The organism is Salmonella sp. SG203 (assembly GCF_013350575.1).
GTDB classification, from domain to species: domain Bacteria; phylum Pseudomonadota; class Gammaproteobacteria; order Enterobacterales; family Enterobacteriaceae; genus Salmonella; species Salmonella enterica.
The window spans coordinates 425,393-442,835 of record NZ_SNMT01000001.1 but is presented as its reverse complement, the minus strand read 5'-3'; the positions used below and the strand labels follow the sequence as shown (position 1 = coordinate 442,835).

The window sequence follows — 17,443 nt, the reverse complement described above, 5'->3', positions numbered from 1 at the left end:
TTCTAATGAATAAAAGGGAATTGTTTTGTACTTCAAAAGATCTTTATTAGCGTTAGCAATTTGTGCATCCGTGGTCTCAGTAGAGGCGGTGGCGAATACCAGAGCCAATGATATGGCTTCTTCTGCTACACCTGCTTCTGTTGGTCACCGTCCTGTGGCAACTACTAATGCAAAAAAAATAGAAGTGTCTGGGGAACTGACGACCGGTTCAACCCTCCAGATAGCGGATGTTTTTATTAGGGATGAGGATGGGGATCCCTTATCGCTGGATAAAATGAATAATGCCGACGATATTAAATGGTATCTGGTGGATAATGAGGCCGCCGATCCTTCTGGAACCCCGGCGGCAACCGGGACGGCTTTTACCATTCCTGCTGATGCAGGTGGTAAAAAAATTAAAATCGTTTACCGGATTAAGACGGCAACGGGGGTGCCGGATAGTGCATTCTTGCCTGCCACTGTCTTATTAACTTCTGCATCTTCTGGGGTGGGCGGCGACTCCGCCGCAGACGGTACAATTTCTAATAAGCTACGTTCTGTCACTATCAATGTGGTGAATGAAAGTGGTAAACCGACTGATAAACTCAACGGTACCAATGACGCCAACACCCCAGTGGTGGGCGGCACCCTTGAAGCGGTACTGGAGTGTGCCACCACAGCGGCGGCTGAGTGTGAGGTCAGTAATTATAACTTTACCTGGCAGATGGCGGATGCCGGGACACCAGATAAGTTCACCGATCTGAATAATACCAACGCTGAAAAACATAAATATATTATTAAAGGAACCGAGCAGAATAAACTGTTCCGTGTCCACGTTACGCCTAAAACGACGAAAGCCACGCCGGAGAATAAACGCGCTATCCGTCGCTGATTTTTATCGCTAAATAAACATCTTATTTAAATACTCCCCCTGCCAGGCAGGTGGATATAGCAGGAGACAATACAGTGGTTTTTTCTAAAAAACCCATTACTAAATATATAACCTGGGCCATTGTTACCAGTCAGATTCCACTGCCGGTCATTGCTGATAGCGATAATGAAATTCAGTCGTGGATTGCGGGGACGGCATCGTCTATTTCTCCGCATCTGCAGGAGGGGACGCTGGAGGATTATGCCAAAGGAAAAATAAAGGCATTACCAGGGCAAGCCGCTAATCATCTGGTGAACGAGGGGATGAAGAGCGCTTTTCCGGAGATTATTTTCCGTGGTGGCGTCAATCTTGAAGATGGCGCGAAATATCGCTCATCAGAGTTCGATATGTTTATTCCCGTCGAGGAAACGACATCGTCTTTACTCTTTGGCCAGCTTGGCTTTCGCGACCACGACAGCAGCAGTTTCGATGGCCGCACCTATGTTAACGTTGGTATGGGTTACCGCCAGGAGGTCAATGGATGGCTGCTCGGCGTCAATACGTTTCTGGATGCCGACATCCGTTATTCCCACTTACGTGGCGGCATTGGCGGGGAAGTTTATAAAGACAGTCTGGCCTTTTCCGGCAACTATTATTTCCCTCTCACCGGTTGGAAAACGTCAGCAGCGCATGAATTACATGATGAGCGTCCGGCATATGGCTTTGATCTGCGAACAAAAGGCACGCTTCCCGATTTTCCCTGGTTCAGTGGCGAGCTGACATATGAACAGTATTACGGGGATAAAGTTGATCTATTGGGTAACGGTACATTAAGCCGGAATCCCCGCGCCGCAGGTGCGGCTCTGGTCTGGAATCCTGTCCCCTTGCTTGAGTTCAGAGCAGGATATCGGGACGCCGGTAACGGCGGATCGCAGGCAGAGGGCGGTCTGAGAGTCAACTATTCCTTCGGTACGCCGTTACATGAACAGCTTGATTACCGCAACGTTGGGGCGCCGTCAAATACGACTAACCGGCATGCCTTTGTCGATCGTAATTACGATATCGTCATGGCGTATCGGGAGCAGGCCAGTAAAATCCGCATTACGGCAATGCCGGTGTCAGGCCTGTCCGGGACGCTGGTGACATTAATGGCGACGGTAGATAGCCGTTACCCGATTGAGAAGGTTGAGTGGTCGGGTGATGCGGAGCTTCTCGCCGGACTCCAGCTTCAGGGGAGTCTGGGCAGCGGCCTTATCCTTCCACAACTTCCGCTGACGGCGACCGACGGTCAGGAGTATAGCCTTTATTTAACGGTGACTGACAGCCGGGGTACTCGCGTGACCTCCGAGCGTATCCCGGTAAGGGTGACACAGGATGAGACCAGTTTCCGTTCATGGATAAATGTTATCAATGACGATGTTCAGGTTGAGGACGGCAACTTTGTTATCAGTACGCCGCTTCCTGCCGGAGAAGAGGGGAAGGTTATTGAGTGGCACTACGTGCGCGAGCGTTCTGAAGAGGAGTGGGCATCGCTCAAACCACGTCATATTAAGTATCAATCAGATACGCCGGGTCTGGCATTTAAAGCGCTCGGTGGTAGAGAGCGTGACGGCCATTGGATTGAACGGGTTCTGGTGACCCATATCGGCGATGATGCCCGCTCGCTCAAATTACATATTGAAGCAAGCGGACCAGACGATAAACATCCGGTGAAGGGTACCGTACTACTACGAGCGCAGTCAGACAGTATTGCGCAGAAGGTCACTTCTGTGGAGGTGCTTTTTACGCCGGGTACTGAAGAAGCCAACGGAAGCGTTACTGCGCCAGTCGTCGGAACAGAAATGCGAGCCAGAACGCTTTGTGTAAATAACACGGACTGTACTGATGCGTTTAATTATCAGTGGGATATCTCGGATGAAATGAAATCCTGGCAATCCGTACCGGGGGCGACAAAGGCCACCTGGCTTATCCCTTATAGCCTTAACGGGGAATCGCTACAGAATAAATATATCCGCGTCAGAATTATTTCTGATAAAGAAAATGCCAAGAGTTCTACCGCAGCATCTGATGCGAATTAATGTTTTAAAAAGGATCAACAGTGCGTATGTCGAAACATAATCTTATTATCTATAGCCTGCTTCTGGCGGCTGCGCCGATAAGCGTCTTGGCGGATTCGTCGACAACGTCCGCGGCAACCGTCAGGATGTTTTCTCCACCTACGGCGCCGAGCGTTGGGCACAGGCCTGGAACACCTCGCGATGGCTACGAATTGAAGTTTAATGGACTTGACTTTTCTATTGAAAAGTATACACCTTTTCCGGGAATGACTATTGAGAGGTATGCCAGAAATGTAGGCATCAGAGATCCGGATAATAACTATCAGTCTGCGGAAACTTTTACTACAGTATGTACGTATTATCAGATAAATAAAGATAACTCTCAGCATATACTTAAACGTGAAAAGCCATGTGAGCATAAATTTAATATCCAAAAGGAACATCGGGGTTCAAAGATTAAACTAGAAATTTATAATGAAACGGATATGGCTTCAGCGTCAGGGTACACGCCTGTGCCATCGGTATCTGAATTTCAGTATATTGAAACAGAAACTATATCTAATACGCCAAGTCGAGATTTAACAGTTATGAGTATAGATAAGTCTGTATTATCGCCGGGTGAAAGTGCCACCATCACAACTATTGTTAAGGATATCGACGGGAATCCTATAAATGAAGTTTACATTAATAAGTCTGTAGCGTGTGAAATTTTAGAGTGCTTATGGGATTATGGTCCCCTTAAGAAAGAAAATGCTCCAGGTAAATATACACAAGTTATAACCTATCGTGGGCATAGTAATGAGCGTATTGACATATCTTTTAAATATTCAGAGGCTTTTACGAAAACAATTTCCATCAGAGGAAGACCATAAAACTATATTAATCATTATGGGTAATGTAATTCTTTTTATCACCATCATCTTATTATGGATGTTTACCTGGTTTTTTAGCGGATTGCTAAATAATTATTATGGCTAAAATAATACAAACATTAAAAGGAGAGGTTTTTATGACGCCAACAACAACACAGGATTATATCTCATTGGGTCAGGAACACGCTGTCACCTTTGGCAAAACGCAGCTGACCCTCAAACCCGGTATACTGGCTGAAGGCGAACCATTACCCTGCACAAAGGGGCTGGTGAGCCATAATTTATTACCGGGTTACTGTATCCCGGGGATAAAAAAGCGGATTATTGTCGTCCCGTCACTGGATACGCCGGTTTGTGAATGGCAGGTAAAAGACTGTAGTGACCGCCTTAAATCAGCGGGTAGCCACTCAAACCGGGCGGTATATGTGCTGAGTATGGATACGCCATTTGCTCAGGCCCGTTTTATTCGGGAACATGATATTCATCCCGGCATAACCTTTGTTTCTGACTACGCTTGCCGCCAGTTTTTGGATAATTCCGGGCTGAAAATTAATGAGCTCAGTATTTTTGCCAGAGCGTTGATAGAGTGCGATGAAAATAATGTGGTTACGCGTGTTATTGTACCACGAGATATCACTCATCTTCCTGTTTACTAATCACTTATATCAGCACCGTCCCTGCACAGAGAACCGAATAACCGGCAATGCAGGGGCGCAGGCATCCTCCTGTAGTGCCCCCACATTTAACACATATACTATTGCATCACGCATAAGGAACTGAAAATGATGCCAGCGGATGGGGCAGGTTAACGTTATGGCACCCCTGAATTTCTGCAATAATCGTCTGGTAACCGGAAAGCCACTTATGACTTTGTGATTTGGCCTGCTGGTGCTGTAAATTATTTATCAATAGCTCCATTGATTCGCGGGTCTGCCAGTAATAATTATTAACCATTCTTCCGCTGGCGGCATCGGTATAGCTTTCCATCCCAATATAGCCATCAATAGACTGCGTATAGCGCTCAATCCAGCCATCCAGTTGATAAAACTCTTCGTCGTACTCTTTTTTTTCGAAAATAAAACTTGTCAGAAACAGCGACATGGTATTTCTCCTGTTACGCAATATCAATCAAACACCCATCAACGTGGATTCAAAACGTAAACCTGGCATCATTTTTTCAAGGCCGTCAGTCAGCATGTTTCCTGCCGCGTACAATTCATCAACCGGCATTTCCGGCAAGCTTTCAAGGATAAACCACATCGCTTTATCTGAAGCGCTTAGTCGGGTACGTACTCCCTGACGCCAGTTCCAGCGCCGACAGGTGACGCCTCTGTCATCGCGCCAGATAACTTCGCCCGGTTCTGGCGACTCGGTGGCGGGTTGTCCTTCTTTCAGAGTATCAAATGTTTCACTTCCGTCTGCGAAAACCAGCCGCGGCGATCCACAATAAGCCGCGCTATTTTCGCCGCCTACCGGTACGGCATAGCGCAGGCTCACCGCGTTATAAAGATCCACGACCGGGTCCAGCGACGCCATTGTTCCATCCTTCAACACGCGTTTTCGTAGCGCTTCAGCCGAGCAGGGGGTGCGCTTTGGTTTTGCGCCGAATGCTTTAAACACCGCATTCCAGGCGTCTATATGCGCCTGTGCCCACGTCGGTTGGCCGTTAATTACGGCCTGACAGGCCTCTTTTAGCGCGATTTCTCCGACCTGCGCATCGCGAATCGGAGCGGCAATAACATTAATACTTAATGCACGAAAGCCGGGAGCGATACGGGCCAGTTCCGGGCTGATTGACGGTAACATAGAAGACATCGCATAATCCTGTAATGACTATTTTCTTCTATGATATCGACCAATGACCAAAAAAGTCAATTTATCGACCACGGCGGGCGCCGACGTCAGCACAATAAATGAAGCTGTTTCCCAACGTATCAAACAATTTCGTAGCCAAAAAAAGATGTCGCTGGATGAGCTTGCGCGGCGTTCCGGCGTCAGTAAAGGAATGCTGGTGGAAATTGAAGGCTGTAAAGCCAATCCAAGCATTGCGCTGTTATGTAAGATCGCGGCGGCAATGGGAGTGTCCGTGGCGGATTTTGTCAACGTCGCCAGCGAGCCGATGGTCCATCTTATCGACCGGGATGCTATTCCGGTGTTGTGGCGCGGCGAGAAAGGCGGCAGCGCAAAACTGATGGCGGGAACCAGCGGGCCGGATATGCTGGAACTCTGGCAATGGATAATGCATCCTGGTGAACAGTTTGAATCGGCAGGGCATCCGGCAGACACCTGTGAATTACTGTTTGTTAATCAGGGAACACTGACATTAACAGTCGACGGTAGACGCTTTATTATTCGGGAGGGCTGCTCCGCTGTAGCCAGAACCGACATGCCTCATGCCTACGTTAACGACACTAATGAGGTGCTTGAATTTACCATGACGGTGAATGAAAAGAGCCGTTGATCACCGTAAGGTGCTAACAACCCGTCATCCGGACAGGGAAGCCTCGGTGCCCGATAAGCGTTATCGGGCACCGGCTATCTTTTATTTTGTCGCAGGCGCGGCCTCCGGGTCATCGATATAGAGCGTCTGGCTTGGGAAGGCGAAGTCAGCGCCGTTTTCCTGGACAATCGCAATAATTTTCAGGTAAACATCCTGCTGTACGGCAAGCCATTCCTGCCATACTGTTGTTTTGGTAAAGCAATACACCATAATATTCAGCGAAGAGTCGGCGAATTCATTAAAATAGACCAACAGCGTCTGTTTCTGATCGATATCTCTGTGCGCCTGCAGCATGTTTCTGATAGCGTCAACAATGAGGCCAATTTTGTCGGCATCTTCGTAACGTAATCCAATAACCGTTTTTATTCGACGGTTGGTCATCCGTCCCGGATTCTCAACGCTAATGGATGAAAAGACGGAATTAGGCACGTACAACGGGCGGTGGTCGAATGTGTTAATTCGCGTAATTCGCCAGCCGATTTCGGCGACCGTACCTTCGATATTTCTGTCAGGAGAACGAATCCAGTCTCCGATACTGAAGGGGCGATCGAAATAGAGCATAATACCGGAGAAAAAATTGCTCAGGACATCTTTGCCCGCCATACCAACAGCGATACCGCCGATACCGCCAAAGGTCAGCAGACCGGACAGACTCATGCCAAAATGTTCGCCATACAGTAAGACAATCGCGACAATAATGGTTATTTTTATGACCCGTGCCAGAATACGGGTACTGGTGACATCTCTACCTTTATTGACCTGTGCTTTTTCAAATTGGTTAATAATCAGGAAAAGTTTTATCGTCAGAATAAGCGCAATGAGCGAGGTGCAGATAAAATCAATGACCCCGGAAGAGATAAAACGCAAATTATAATCTTCAATAGCATTATTCAGGATGCTCCCGATGGTCCCAATAATAATTGCATAAATAAAAAACTGTGCCGCATGGAACGTGAATCCTTTCTTCCACTGTACGTTACGGCTGAGCCAAAATCTCACGACCAGCAACGCCATACCGCAACTGAAAAGTATCGCCAGATTAAATGCGTTTTTGAGAAAAAATTCAGTGAACATTATTGTTTTCCGCTCCTTCCTACGATAACAGCTCAGAATGACCTGATTAACAGGTATTTTACCCAGGATAAACGCGCAGATCATCGATAAGTAAAAAGAAGAAATAGTGCTATCAGCTTTAATCTCAGCGGTTTACTTTTTATGTAAATACAATGTCACGTTTTATAGAGCAGACATCGCGCGATTGTCATGGTATTGTTGCTATCAGGTAACAAAGTCATCTGTAAAGGACAATACTATGATCATGATGAAGCTGAAATCGGCGAAGGGGAAAAAATTTCTGTTATGCCTGCTGGCAGTGTTTATCGTTGCGGCATCGGTGGTAACGCGCGCGACTATCGGCGGTGTGATTGAGCAATATCATATTCCACTGTCCGAGTGGACAAGCTCTATGTATGCCATTCAGTCGGCAATGATTTTCGTTTACAGTCTGGTGTTCACTATTCTGCTGGCGATTCCTTTGGGGATCTATTTCCTCGGCGGAGATGAGTAACAGGAATAGGGTATTGGCCGGATGGCAGCGCCATCCGGCAGGACGGAAGAGGGATTAATCGTCCTCGTCGTCCAGTTCAACCGGTGTTTGATACTCATCAGGCTTAATGACTAACAGGTCGCAGCGCAGATGGTCAATGACCTGTTCGGCCGTGTTCCCCAGAAACGCGGCCGAGAGTCCGGTACGTCCAACGGTGCCAAGCACAACGATCCCCGCCTGGAGATGTTCAGCAAGATCCGGGATAACTTCTTCCGGCAAGCCTTTTTCTACATGCGTAACTTTTTCATCGATGCTGAATTTCTGGCGCAGCGCTTTCATCGCCAGTAAATGCTGGCCTCTGATGGCGTCGTTATACACGCTGGGATCAAATTCCGGCAGCTCAATGGCGATATTGATTGGCGTAACGGGGTAGGCGCCGACCAGGTGTACTTCGGTATGATTAACCTGCTCCGCCAATTGTAAGGTCTCTTTTACCAGCTTTTCGTTGAGAGCATTGTGATAGGGCTCTTCGCTTGCCAGGTTCACGGCGACCAGGGCTTTGCCGCCCTCTGGCCACGGCTGATCCTTGACCATCCACACGGGGCTTGGGCATTTACGCAGCAAATGCCAGTCGGTAGGGGTAAAAATGACCGCTTCCAGTCGATCGTGCTGATGCGCCATTTTCAACACCAGATCGTGACTGCCGGCGATAACCTCCTGGATGATGGCCTCAAAGGGACGATTGTGCCAGACCACTTTAATTTCAATGGGGACACCGGCTTCAAGATAATATTTCGCCTGCTCACGTATCCAGGCTGTGCGTTGGCTTATTACGCCCTGACGCATTGCGGTGCGTTCGTCAGGAGAAAGCAGGGTGGTCATCTCATACGAGAAATCGTAAATAGGCAGGAAAGCTTTAATTTTGCCGCCAATCCGTTGATGCAAATAAACTGCTCGCCGTAATGCGGGTTGGTCGTCCTGATTGGGATCGATGACCACCAGCATATTTTGATACATAGCCATACAGGGTCTCCTTACAACTGTCATCGCAGTTTGTAACTAAAGAGTAACTCAAATATGGTGAATGAAACAGAGGAAGCGCTTCTGCCAGATCAATAAATGAGAAAAATTTAACGATATGGCAGAAGATAACATCAATGGTTTAGCTGACGTTTAAGCGACGTTGCGGGTATGACCGGCGAGGGCCGCCAGCGCATCGCTGTTTTCAATAGTAATATACTTACCTTTCACCGCCAGCATGCCGCTTTTCTGGAAACGCCCCAGCAGACGGCTAATGGTTTCGACCGTTAAGCCAAGATAGTTGCCGATATCGCCACGGGTCATCGTCAGGCGGAATTCACGCGGTGAAAAACCACGCTGCGCAAAGCGGCGGGACAGGTTGTAAATAAACGCGGCCAGACGTTCTTCGGCGTTTTTCTTCGACAATAACAGGATCATATCCTGATCGCCTTTAATTTCACCGCTCATCAGACGCATCATTTGCTGACGCAGGTTAGGCATTTTGCCGGACAGGTCATCCAGCGTCTCAAAGGGGATTTCACATACCATTGAGGTTTCCAGCGCCTGTGCAAAGCTCGGATGATGACCGCTGCCAATGGCGTCAAAACCCACCAGGTCGCCTGCTAAATGGAATCCAGTAATCTGCTCATCGCCTTGCTCGGTAATGGTGTAGCTCTTAATCGTTCCGGAGCGGATAGCATAGAGCGATTTCAGTTCATCACCTGCTTTAAACAGAGTTTGCCCTTTCTGAATGGGCTTTTTGCGCTCGATGATATTATCAAGCTGATCAAGCTCATGCTCGTTAAGTGTGAACGGGATGCAAAGCTGGCTGATACTGCAATCCTGGCAATGGATAGCACAACCGCCAGACTGAATGCGCCGTATAATTCGCTTTTCCGGGATCATAGGTCTGCTCAAGCCGTAATTGATATTTGTCAATTTTAACATCTTTTTGGTGAGCGCGTAAGTCTGAGCTATCCCGGAGAAGGAATAATTCAAGTATAAGTTTGATGAATACTTTTATCTATTTGAAAATACGTAATTTATTTGTTGCTGCTTTACATAAAAGTGTGACCGATAAGGCACTTTTTGCCTGTATATTCATAATAAAAGATAGCCTTCATGGCGTAATAGCCACTCTTTTCGCTGCACGCCGCCTGCGTATCCGGTCAGAGTGCCGTTACGCCCGATGACGCGATGGCAGGGAACAACAATACTGATGGGGTTAGCGCCATTCGCAGCACCCACTGCGCGTGCGGCGCCCGGTCGTCCCAGTTGCGCCGCCAGTTGGCCATAGTGCATCACCTGCCCGCAGGGGATAGCGCGCAACGCCTGCCATACTTCCCGTTGAAAAGGTGTTCCCCCCGTGGCGGTTTCCAGGGTATCAATTACGGCGAGATTGCCTGCAAAATAATCTGCAAGCTTATCGCTGAGTCCACCGGGGTTAGTCGCAGAAACGCGTTCATAGCCTTCGTGACGGTAGTGGATATTTAGCAGTTGCTCCATACGATCGCGGTACTGTTCCCACTCAATGGCCCGCAGTCGAAACTGCTCATCGCAAACCACCCATAACGGACCTAATGGCGTGGCTATCTTCTCTTCAAGTAATCTCAGCATCCGTTCTCTCACATCGTCTTAGCCTAACGTAAGAGACAAGATATCATGCCAGGAATACCCGCAACCATACTCCTTAAAAGATAGTCAGGGATAACACATTTAGCGCCAGTAATATCGTTGGCGGAGAAAAAGGGAGCCTGGCGAGACGGTTAATTGCCTGACATTGTCGCTGTTATTGGAAATAACTGTAAACCGTTGTCGGTATAACAGGGCGCGGTTATGATAACGGCAGTCGCAAAAACGCTGGAGGATGAACCATGAACCTTGACGATAAAGCGCTGTTTCTTGACGCCATGGAGGATGTCCAGCCGCTGAAACGCCATACTGATGTACACTGGCAGCCAACGCGTAATCTTAAAACGCCCCAGCGTATCGACACGCTTCAGCTTGATAATTTCCTGACGACGGGCTTTCTGGATATTCTGCCGCTGAATGAACCGCTGGAATTTCGTCGGGAAGGATTGCAGCAGGGTGTCATCGACAAGTTACGCAGTGGGAAATACCCTCAGCAGGCCAGCCTCAATTTGTTACGCCAGCCGGTCGAAACGTGCCGAAAAATGCTGTTTCGTTTTATCCTGGAGGCGCAGAAAGAGGGGTTGCGTAATGTCCTGATCATTCATGGTAAAGGGCGAGAGGCGAAGTCACATGCCAATATCGTCCGAAGCTATGTGGCCCGCTGGTTGACAGAGTTTGAAGATGTACAGGCTTATTGTTCGGCGCTGCCGCACCATGGCGGCGGCGGGGCATGTTATGTCGCGTTACGTAAAACGGTGCAGGCTAAACAGGATAACTGGGAGCGCCATGCGAAGCGTAGTCGGTAAATCGTTGCCGCTGGCGGACAGGACCGCCAGCGCAAGCTCGCCACAGTAATAACACGGAGAAACAGTCATTCGCTTATTTAAGCGTCTATTAAAATATACTGGCTTTCGACTTAACTATTAAGCAGAAAATGGTGATAAGTACATCACTTGTCAATATGGATGGATGGATATCCTGGCATAGCGAATATAGGTGATTTTATCTGTTGCACTAAGGGAAATGGCGATGGTCTGGTATTGAATATGGAGAATGTCAAAGAAACGAATGGCAATAGCTATCTGAAATGCTATAAAAATAAAACCTGTCTCCTATCCTGGTTGTAGGCCGTCAAAAATGTTGAGAAATATCAGCGTCAGAACATGCATTATTCTATTCATGGTATGTACGTTTCTTTTGGTGGATACTTTACAAATAACCTTTCTGCACGATCTCCCTATTTTAATTACGTGTAATATCATTTATCTGATCTCGACATTACTGCTTTGGTGGTATATGACCTGCTATTTGGTAGTGCCGATTAATACCGTGAAGAAAAGTATTGAAGAGGTCGCAGCAGGAAACTTGTCTATTCATATCTCCGAATTTGGCAATAATTGCGCCGGACGACTCATCCCCGGTATTAATAGCCTGTCGGAGAATATTTCCGCGTTGGTACGTGAAATCAGATCCTCTTCGCAAACGGCAATGACCCTTTCCGAACAACTGGCGGCGCGCAGTCTGTCGCTATCCGTAAAGACGGAACAGCAGTCGGCCTCGTTAATTCAAACTGCCGCCAGTATGGATGAAATGGCGGCGAGTACCAAAAACAATGCGGATAATACCCGAATGGCGAGCATACAGGCGGATTATGCAACCCAATGCGCCCGTAAAGGCGGTGAATTAATGGTGCGGGTTACAGAAAATATGCGTTCTATTACCGACTGTGCCTCGCAGATGACGGAGATTATTTCATTGATTGACGGTATCGCATTCCAGACTAATATTCTGGCGCTTAACGCGGCGGTAGAGGCTGCGCGGGCGGGCGATCATGGAAAAGGTTTCTCCGTGGTGGCCGGGGAAGTGCGTAATCTGGCGCATCGTAGCGCCGAGGCGGCAAAAAGTATCAAGGCGCTGATCGACGTTACGCATGACAATGTGCGGCAGGGGGCCGCCATAGTGCAGGAGGCTGAAAAAAATATGCAGGAGATTGTTGGCGGCTCCGGGCAATTAAACGTGCTGATGAGTGAAATTTCCACCACCACGCGGGAGCAGGAAAAAGGCATTAACCAGATAACCCTGGCGTTGAGCGATCTGGAAAGCGCAACCCATAGCAATGTCTTAATGGTTGAAGCGCTATCTGCTTCTTCGGATGTTTTAAAGGCGCAGGTGATCGAGTTACAGACTAAAACCGACAAATTTCGTTTAAGCCTGCCGGGTTACAGTGAACATGCTCTGTCGCGCTCTCATGTATCACCTCTTTCGACCATCACCAGGCGCGGCCAGGCCTGATAATACATGTTTGGTAAGCGCCTGTTGCTAAGGCGCTTTTTTCGCACGTTCCCGTCATTCTTTTTGCGCAATGAGAAAATGAGAGATTGCTTAACCTTTCCCGAAAGCTAGACTAACGGCATGAGAGTTGTAACGTGGAGGCGCTGTGGAAGCCATTAAGGGATCGGATGTGAACGTGCCGGATGCCGTTTTCGCATGGCTACTGGATGGTCGTGGTGGAGTAAAACCGCTCGAAGATAATGATGTGATCGATAGTCAGCATCCCTGTTGGCTACATCTTAATTATACCCACCCGGACAGCGCCCGCTGGTTGGCTTCAACGCCTTTACTCCCCAATAACGTGCGTGATGCGCTGGCTGGTGAAAGCTCGCGCCCGCGCGTAAGTCGTATGGGGGAAGGGACGCTCATTACGCTGCGCTGTATTAATGGCAGTACTGACGAACGCCCGGATCAATTAGTGGCAATGCGTTTATATATGGACGAGCGATTCATTGTGTCTACCCGTCAGCGAAAGGTTCTGGCGCTGGACGATGTGGTCAGTGATTTGCAGGAGGGCACCGGGCCCGTAGATTGCGGCGGCTGGTTAGTGGATGTGTGCGATGCGTTAACCGATCACGCCAGTGAATTTATTGAAGAGCTACACGATAAAATTATCGATCTGGAAGATAATCTTCTCGACCAGCAAATCCCACCGCGCGGTTTCCTCGCATTGCTACGTAAACAGCTAATTGTTATGCGTCGCTATATGGCGCCGCAGCGCGACGTCTATGCCCGGCTTGCGAGTGAACGGCTGCCGTGGATGAGCGACGATCACCGGCGCAGAATGCAGGATATCGCCGACAGGCTGGGAAGGGGGTTGGATGAAATTGACGCTTGTATCGCGCGTACTGGCATCATGGCGGATGAAATTGCCCAGGTGATGCAGGAGTCTCTGGCGCGCAGAACTTATACCATGTCGCTTATGGCGATGGTTTTTCTGCCCAGCACCTTTTTAACAGGGTTATTTGGCGTTAACCTGGGCGGTATTCCTGGCGGCGGATGGCGGTTCGGCTTTTCTCTGTTTTGTATTCTGTTAGTTGTCCTGATCGGTGGTGTTACTTTATGGTTGCATCGCAGTAAATGGTTGTAACAAAAGCGCTTTTCAGACCATTTCGTATGAAAAAACGCCGAGAAATTTGAGCGAAGTCAATAAACCATCTACCTATTCGGGGCAATATCTCTCTCGCAGGTGAATGCAACGTCAAGCGATGGGCGTTGCGCTCCATATTGTCTTACTTCCTTTTTTGAATTACTGCATAGCACAATTGATTCGTACGACGCCGGCTTAGATTAGTCGGCTTTTTTTTGCCTGTAGGATATCAGCGTCTACCCTTTAAGAGTCTGAATGACATTCTGGAGGGTAATATGAGCTGTCTTTTAACCTTATTATATCTACACTCGTCCTTGTCGGACCCGATTCCCACTGACCCTGTTCCCATTCCTGAGCCGCTTCCCCGCCCTCAGCCGATGCCCGACCCGCCGCCGGACGAAGAACCGATTAAAATGTCGCATCAAACGTCCGGATCTGCGAGGATACGCGCCTGCTGACTATGAGTCGTTACCGCGAGAGTAAATTGTGACCGCTTTTTCAACCCTGAATGTTTTGCCCGCCGCCCAGCTCAATAACCTTACTGAGCTGGGCTATCTTGAGATGACGCCTGTTCAGGCCGCAGCATTACCCGTCATTCTGGCGGGAAATGATGTGCGTGTGCAGGCCAGGACCGGTAGCGGTAAAACGGCGGCGTTTGGTCTTGGGCTCTTGCATCGAATTGATGTCACTCTGTTCCAGACACAGGCATTAGTGCTGTGCCCGACGCGGGAGCTGGCGGATCAGGTAGCCGGGGAGTTACGTCGCCTGGCCCGTTTTCTGCCAAATACCAAAATTCTGACCTTGTGTGGCGGGCAGCCCTTTGGCGCACAGCGCGACTCGCTTCAGCACGCTCCGCATATCATTGTCGCGACGCCGGGGCGCCTGCTGGATCATTTACAAAAAGAAACCGTATCGCTGGATGCGCTGCACATTCTGGTAATGGATGAAGCAGACCGAATGCTGGACATGGGATTCAGTGACGCCATTGATGAGGTGATCCGCTTTGCGCCTGCGACGCGCCAGACGTTGTTGTTTTCAGCAACCTGGCCTGAGGCCATTGCGGCGATTAGCGGTCGTGTACAGCAGCAGCCAATACGTATTGAAATCGATACGGTAGATGCGCTACCGGCTATCGAACAACAGTTCTTCGAAACGTCTGCGCATGAAAAAATTTCGCTGCTACAAACGTTGCTTAGCCAGCATCAGCCAGCGTCCTGCGTGGTATTTTGCAATACCAAAAAAGATTGTCAGGCCGTTTGTGATGCGCTTAATGCGGTAGGACAAAGCGCGTTGGCGCTCCACGGCGATCTGGAACAACGCGACCGCGACCAGACGTTGGTGCGTTTTGCAAATGGTAGCGCGCGCATTCTGGTTGCCACCGACGTTGCCGCGCGAGGATTAGACATTAAATCGCTCGAACTGGTGGTTAACTATGAACTGGCCTGGGACCCGGAGGTGCATGTCCACCGTATTGGCCGTACGGCGCGCGCGGGAAGTAGCGGTCTGGCGATCAGTTTCTGCGCGCCGGAAGAGGCGCAGCGGGCAAATATTCTTTCAGAAATGCTGCAACTCAAACTGAACTGGCTGAATGCGCCCGCCCGGCAGTCGTTACTCCCTCTGGCCGCAGAGATGGCTACCCTATGCATTGACGGCGGCAAAAAAGCGAAAATGCGTCCGGGAGATATTTTGGGCGCGCTGACCGGCGATATTGGATTAGACGGGGCGGATATTGGCAAAATTAATGTGCATCCAATGCACGTTTACGTCGCCGTACGTCAAGCGGTAGCGCAAAAAGCCTGGAAGCAGTTGCAAAACGGGAAGATCAAAGGCAAGTCATGCCGGGTACGGCTATTAAAATGATCGATAGTATGGCGTCTCAGCGGAGTGCTGAGACGCCTGCAGATTATTTCACTTCGATAACATCAAGCCGCAACGCCTCTAAGGCGGTGTCATCTTCTTCCGGCTGCCAGCCAGCGGGCTGCAAGGGAATCTCTTCACGATCGAACGCTAAATCGCCGCCGTCGACGACCTCGGAACCGTGAGTGATTCCTTTGAAATCGAACAGGTTAGTGTCACAAAGGTGAGACGGCACGACATTCTGCATGGCGCTAAACATCGTCTCGATCCGTCCAGGATAGCGCTTATCCCAGTCGCGTAGCATGTCGGCAATCACCTGGCGTTGCAGGTTGGGTTGCGAACCGCACAGATTACAAGGAATGATAGGGAAGGCTTTGGCCTCAGCAAAACGGACAATATCTTTCTCGCGGCAGTAAGCCAGCGGGCGAATCACGATATGTTTGCCGTCATCGCTCATCAGCTTCGGCGGCATCCCTTTCATTTTTCCGCCATAGAACATATTCAGAAACAGGGTTTGCAGAATATCGTCGCGGTGGTGGCCCAGGGCGATTTTGGTCGCGCCCAGTTCAGTCGCCGTACGATACAGGATACCCCGACGCAAACGCGAGCACAGCGAGCAGGTGGTTTTTCCTTCCGGAATCTTCTCTTTCACAATGCCGTAGGTGTTTTCTTCGACGATTTTATATTCTACGCCCAGCTGCTCAAGGTAGGCTGGCAGGATATGTTCCGGGAAACCTGGCTGCTTTTGATCGAGGTTGACGGCGACCAGTGAAAAATTGATCGGGGCGCTTTGTTGCAAATTACGTAAAATTTCCAGCATCGTATAGCTATCTTTGCCGCCAGAAAGGCAAACCATAATGCGATCGCCTTCTTCAATCATATTAAAATCGGCAATCGCTTCGCCAACGTTACGGCGCAGGCGCTTTTGCAACTTGTTGAGGTTGTATTGCTCTTTCTTTGTATTCTTTTGAATTTCTTGCATTATTTCAGTTCTCTGGTACTAAATGGGGCAAATTGGGGGCAAACTTTGCAATTACGATAACCGCGCATTCAACATCGCTACTTGTTCGTCGTTCATGTCATCAATCCACATACCGTAAATTTCATACACCATCTGCGCAGTTTCATGCCCCATTTGGCTGGCGATAAATGCCGGGTTCGCTCCTGCTGTCAACAGCCAGCAGGCAAAAGTATGTCGCGTATGGTACGGATTACGGCGACGAATGCCAGCACGTTTTTATGGCAAGATACGCAATGGTTCAAAAGCGTCTTTATTCTGTCATCCGTATTACTTAAGATATCATCACGACCCGAAAAATATTGGAACGAAGAGATGTATGACTAAAGAAGCTGTAATCTTTCTATTTATCGCCATCGTGGTAGAAGTTATCGCCACGATCTCATTAAAATTATCAGATAGTTTTACGCGTCTGGTACCGAGCCTCGTTACTATCATCGGATATTGTATTGCGTTCTGGTGTCTTACCATCCCAATGCGAACCATCTCTGCGGGTATCATTTATGCTATTTGGTCTGGGGTAGGGATTGTTCTTATTGGATTGATAGGATGGTTATTTCTCGGCCAAAAACTGGATATGCCGGCTATTATTGGCATGTTGCTTATCATCTGCGGCGTAATCGTAATCAATCTGTTTTCAAAAAGTGTCAGTCACTAGGCGATGATGATT

The 17,443-nt window shown here is 48.8% G+C and carries 19 protein-coding genes and 1 pseudogene; 12 read left to right on the top strand and 8 right to left on the bottom strand.

What is annotated here, in order from left to right:
• Nucleotides 1-25: 25 nt before the first annotated feature.
• The 4 genes from zirU to HV477_RS02195 all read left to right on the top strand — a co-directional run bounded on the left by zirU (nt 26) and on the right by HV477_RS02195 (nt 4,435).
• The gene (zirU, locus tag HV477_RS02210) at nt 26-871 is read left to right on the top strand and encodes a two-partner-like secretion system exoprotein ZirU (RefSeq protein ID WP_131535266.1); all 846 of its coding nucleotides are present in this window, start codon (nt 26-28) and stop codon (nt 869-871) included.
• Nucleotides 872-945: 74 nt separating this feature from the next.
• Nucleotides 946-2,928 (top strand): two-partner secretion translocator ZirT, encoded by a 1,983-nt coding sequence (gene zirT, locus HV477_RS02205; protein WP_079898784.1) that lies wholly within the window; start codon nt 946-948, stop codon nt 2,926-2,928.
• A gap of 20 nt (nt 2,929-2,948) precedes the next feature.
• Nucleotides 2,949-3,779, top strand: a complete 831-nt coding sequence (gene zirS, locus HV477_RS02200) for a two-partner-like secretion system exoprotein ZirS (RefSeq protein WP_079898785.1) — start codon at nt 2,949-2,951, stop codon at nt 3,777-3,779.
• 98 nt (nt 3,780-3,877) lie between these two features.
• On the top strand, nt 3,878-4,435 hold the full coding sequence (locus HV477_RS02195; protein WP_072103736.1) for a redoxin family protein: 558 nt from the start codon (nt 3,878-3,880) through the stop codon (nt 4,433-4,435).
• 106 nt (nt 4,436-4,541) lie between these two features.
• Here HV477_RS02195 and HV477_RS02190 read toward each other — a convergent pair whose 3' ends face one another.
• Both HV477_RS02190 and HV477_RS02185 read right to left on the bottom strand, forming a co-directional pair.
• Nucleotides 4,542-4,880 carry an antibiotic biosynthesis monooxygenase gene (locus HV477_RS02190; RefSeq protein WP_000051812.1) on the bottom strand — a complete coding sequence of 113 codons (339 nt, stop codon included), beginning with the start codon at nt 4,878-4,880 and terminating at the stop codon, nt 4,542-4,544.
• Nucleotides 4,881-4,907: 27 nt separating this feature from the next.
• A complete protein-coding gene (locus tag HV477_RS02185; protein ID WP_023242339.1) occupies nt 4,908-5,594 on the bottom strand; it encodes a B3/4 domain-containing protein in 687 nt (228 codons plus the stop codon).
• Nucleotides 5,595-5,637: 43 nt separating this feature from the next.
• Here HV477_RS02185 and HV477_RS02180 point away from each other — a divergent pair, with 43 nt between their 5' ends.
• Nucleotides 5,638-6,240 (top strand): helix-turn-helix domain-containing protein, encoded by a 603-nt coding sequence (locus HV477_RS02180; RefSeq protein ID WP_000163366.1) that lies wholly within the window; start codon nt 5,638-5,640, stop codon nt 6,238-6,240.
• Nucleotides 6,241-6,321: 81 nt separating this feature from the next.
• Here the strand turns inward: HV477_RS02180 and HV477_RS02175 are convergent, their stop codons facing one another.
• Nucleotides 6,322-7,353 carry a mechanosensitive ion channel family protein gene (locus HV477_RS02175; protein WP_000493665.1) on the bottom strand — a complete coding sequence of 344 codons (1,032 nt, stop codon included), beginning with the start codon at nt 7,351-7,353 and terminating at the stop codon, nt 6,322-6,324.
• Between the two features lie 238 nt (nt 7,354-7,591).
• Between HV477_RS02175 and HV477_RS02170 the strand changes: the two genes are divergently transcribed.
• Nucleotides 7,592-7,846 (top strand): DUF2534 family protein, encoded by a 255-nt coding sequence (locus HV477_RS02170; protein ID WP_000605645.1) that lies wholly within the window; start codon nt 7,592-7,594, stop codon nt 7,844-7,846.
• Nucleotides 7,847-7,900: 54 nt separating this feature from the next.
• Here the strand turns inward: HV477_RS02170 and uspE are convergent, their stop codons facing one another.
• From uspE to ogt, 3 genes are all read right to left on the bottom strand, one after another.
• Nucleotides 7,901-8,848 carry a universal stress protein UspE gene (gene uspE / locus HV477_RS02165; RefSeq protein ID WP_001262138.1) on the bottom strand — a complete coding sequence of 316 codons (948 nt, stop codon included), beginning with the start codon at nt 8,846-8,848 and terminating at the stop codon, nt 7,901-7,903.
• Nucleotides 8,849-8,998: 150 nt separating this feature from the next.
• Nucleotides 8,999-9,751, bottom strand: a complete 753-nt coding sequence (gene fnr, locus HV477_RS02160; protein WP_000611914.1) for a fumarate/nitrate reduction transcriptional regulator Fnr — start codon at nt 9,749-9,751, stop codon at nt 8,999-9,001.
• A 195-nt stretch (nt 9,752-9,946) separates the two neighbouring features.
• Nucleotides 9,947-10,462 carry a methylated-DNA--[protein]-cysteine S-methyltransferase gene (gene ogt, locus HV477_RS02155; RefSeq protein ID WP_000945036.1) on the bottom strand — a complete coding sequence of 172 codons (516 nt, stop codon included), beginning with the start codon at nt 10,460-10,462 and terminating at the stop codon, nt 9,947-9,949.
• Between the two features lie 257 nt (nt 10,463-10,719).
• Between ogt and smrA the strand changes: the two genes are divergently transcribed.
• The 4 genes from smrA (at nt 10,720) to dbpA (ending at nt 15,758) form a co-directional block, all read left to right on the top strand.
• Complete coding sequence (gene smrA, locus HV477_RS02150; RefSeq protein ID WP_001046799.1) at nt 10,720-11,283, top strand: DNA endonuclease SmrA; 564 nt, start codon at nt 10,720-10,722, stop codon at nt 11,281-11,283.
• 331 nt (nt 11,284-11,614) lie between these two features.
• On the top strand, nt 11,615-12,769 hold the full coding sequence (locus tag HV477_RS02145) for a methyl-accepting chemotaxis protein (RefSeq protein WP_079898786.1): 1,155 nt from the start codon (nt 11,615-11,617) through the stop codon (nt 12,767-12,769).
• Nucleotides 12,770-12,914: 145 nt separating this feature from the next.
• Nucleotides 12,915-13,898 (top strand): zinc transporter ZntB, encoded by a 984-nt coding sequence (gene zntB / locus HV477_RS02140; RefSeq protein WP_000387373.1) that lies wholly within the window; start codon nt 12,915-12,917, stop codon nt 13,896-13,898.
• 486 nt (nt 13,899-14,384) lie between these two features.
• Entirely contained in the window at nt 14,385-15,758 is a 1,374-nt protein-coding gene (gene dbpA, locus HV477_RS02135; protein WP_000123688.1) for an ATP-dependent RNA helicase DbpA, read from the top strand.
• Between the two features lie 43 nt (nt 15,759-15,801).
• On the opposite strand, the gene ttcA is transcribed toward dbpA, so the two are convergent.
• Both ttcA and HV477_RS02125 read right to left on the bottom strand, forming a co-directional pair.
• Nucleotides 15,802-16,737: a tRNA 2-thiocytidine(32) synthetase TtcA gene (ttcA, locus tag HV477_RS02130; protein WP_001156217.1), complete on the bottom strand. Its 936-nt coding sequence runs from the start codon at nt 16,735-16,737 to the stop codon at nt 15,802-15,804.
• 51 nt (nt 16,738-16,788) lie between these two features.
• Nucleotides 16,789-16,992, bottom strand: a pseudogene (locus tag HV477_RS02125) (tyrosine-type recombinase/integrase); the annotation flags it as partial.
• Here HV477_RS02125 and HV477_RS28890 point away from each other — a divergent pair.
• Both HV477_RS28890 and HV477_RS02120 read left to right on the top strand, forming a co-directional pair.
• Entirely contained in the window at nt 16,948-17,100 is a 153-nt protein-coding gene (locus HV477_RS28890) for a hypothetical protein (protein WP_000089155.1), read from the top strand. The pseudogene HV477_RS02125 and the gene HV477_RS28890 sit on opposite strands and share 45 nt — an antisense overlap.
• The gene (locus HV477_RS02120) at nt 17,093-17,431 is read left to right on the top strand and encodes an SMR family transporter (protein ID WP_079898787.1); all 339 of its coding nucleotides are present in this window, start codon (nt 17,093-17,095) and stop codon (nt 17,429-17,431) included. Before HV477_RS28890 ends, HV477_RS02120 begins: the two co-directional genes overlap by 8 nt.
• Nucleotides 17,432-17,443 lie beyond the last annotated feature (12 nt).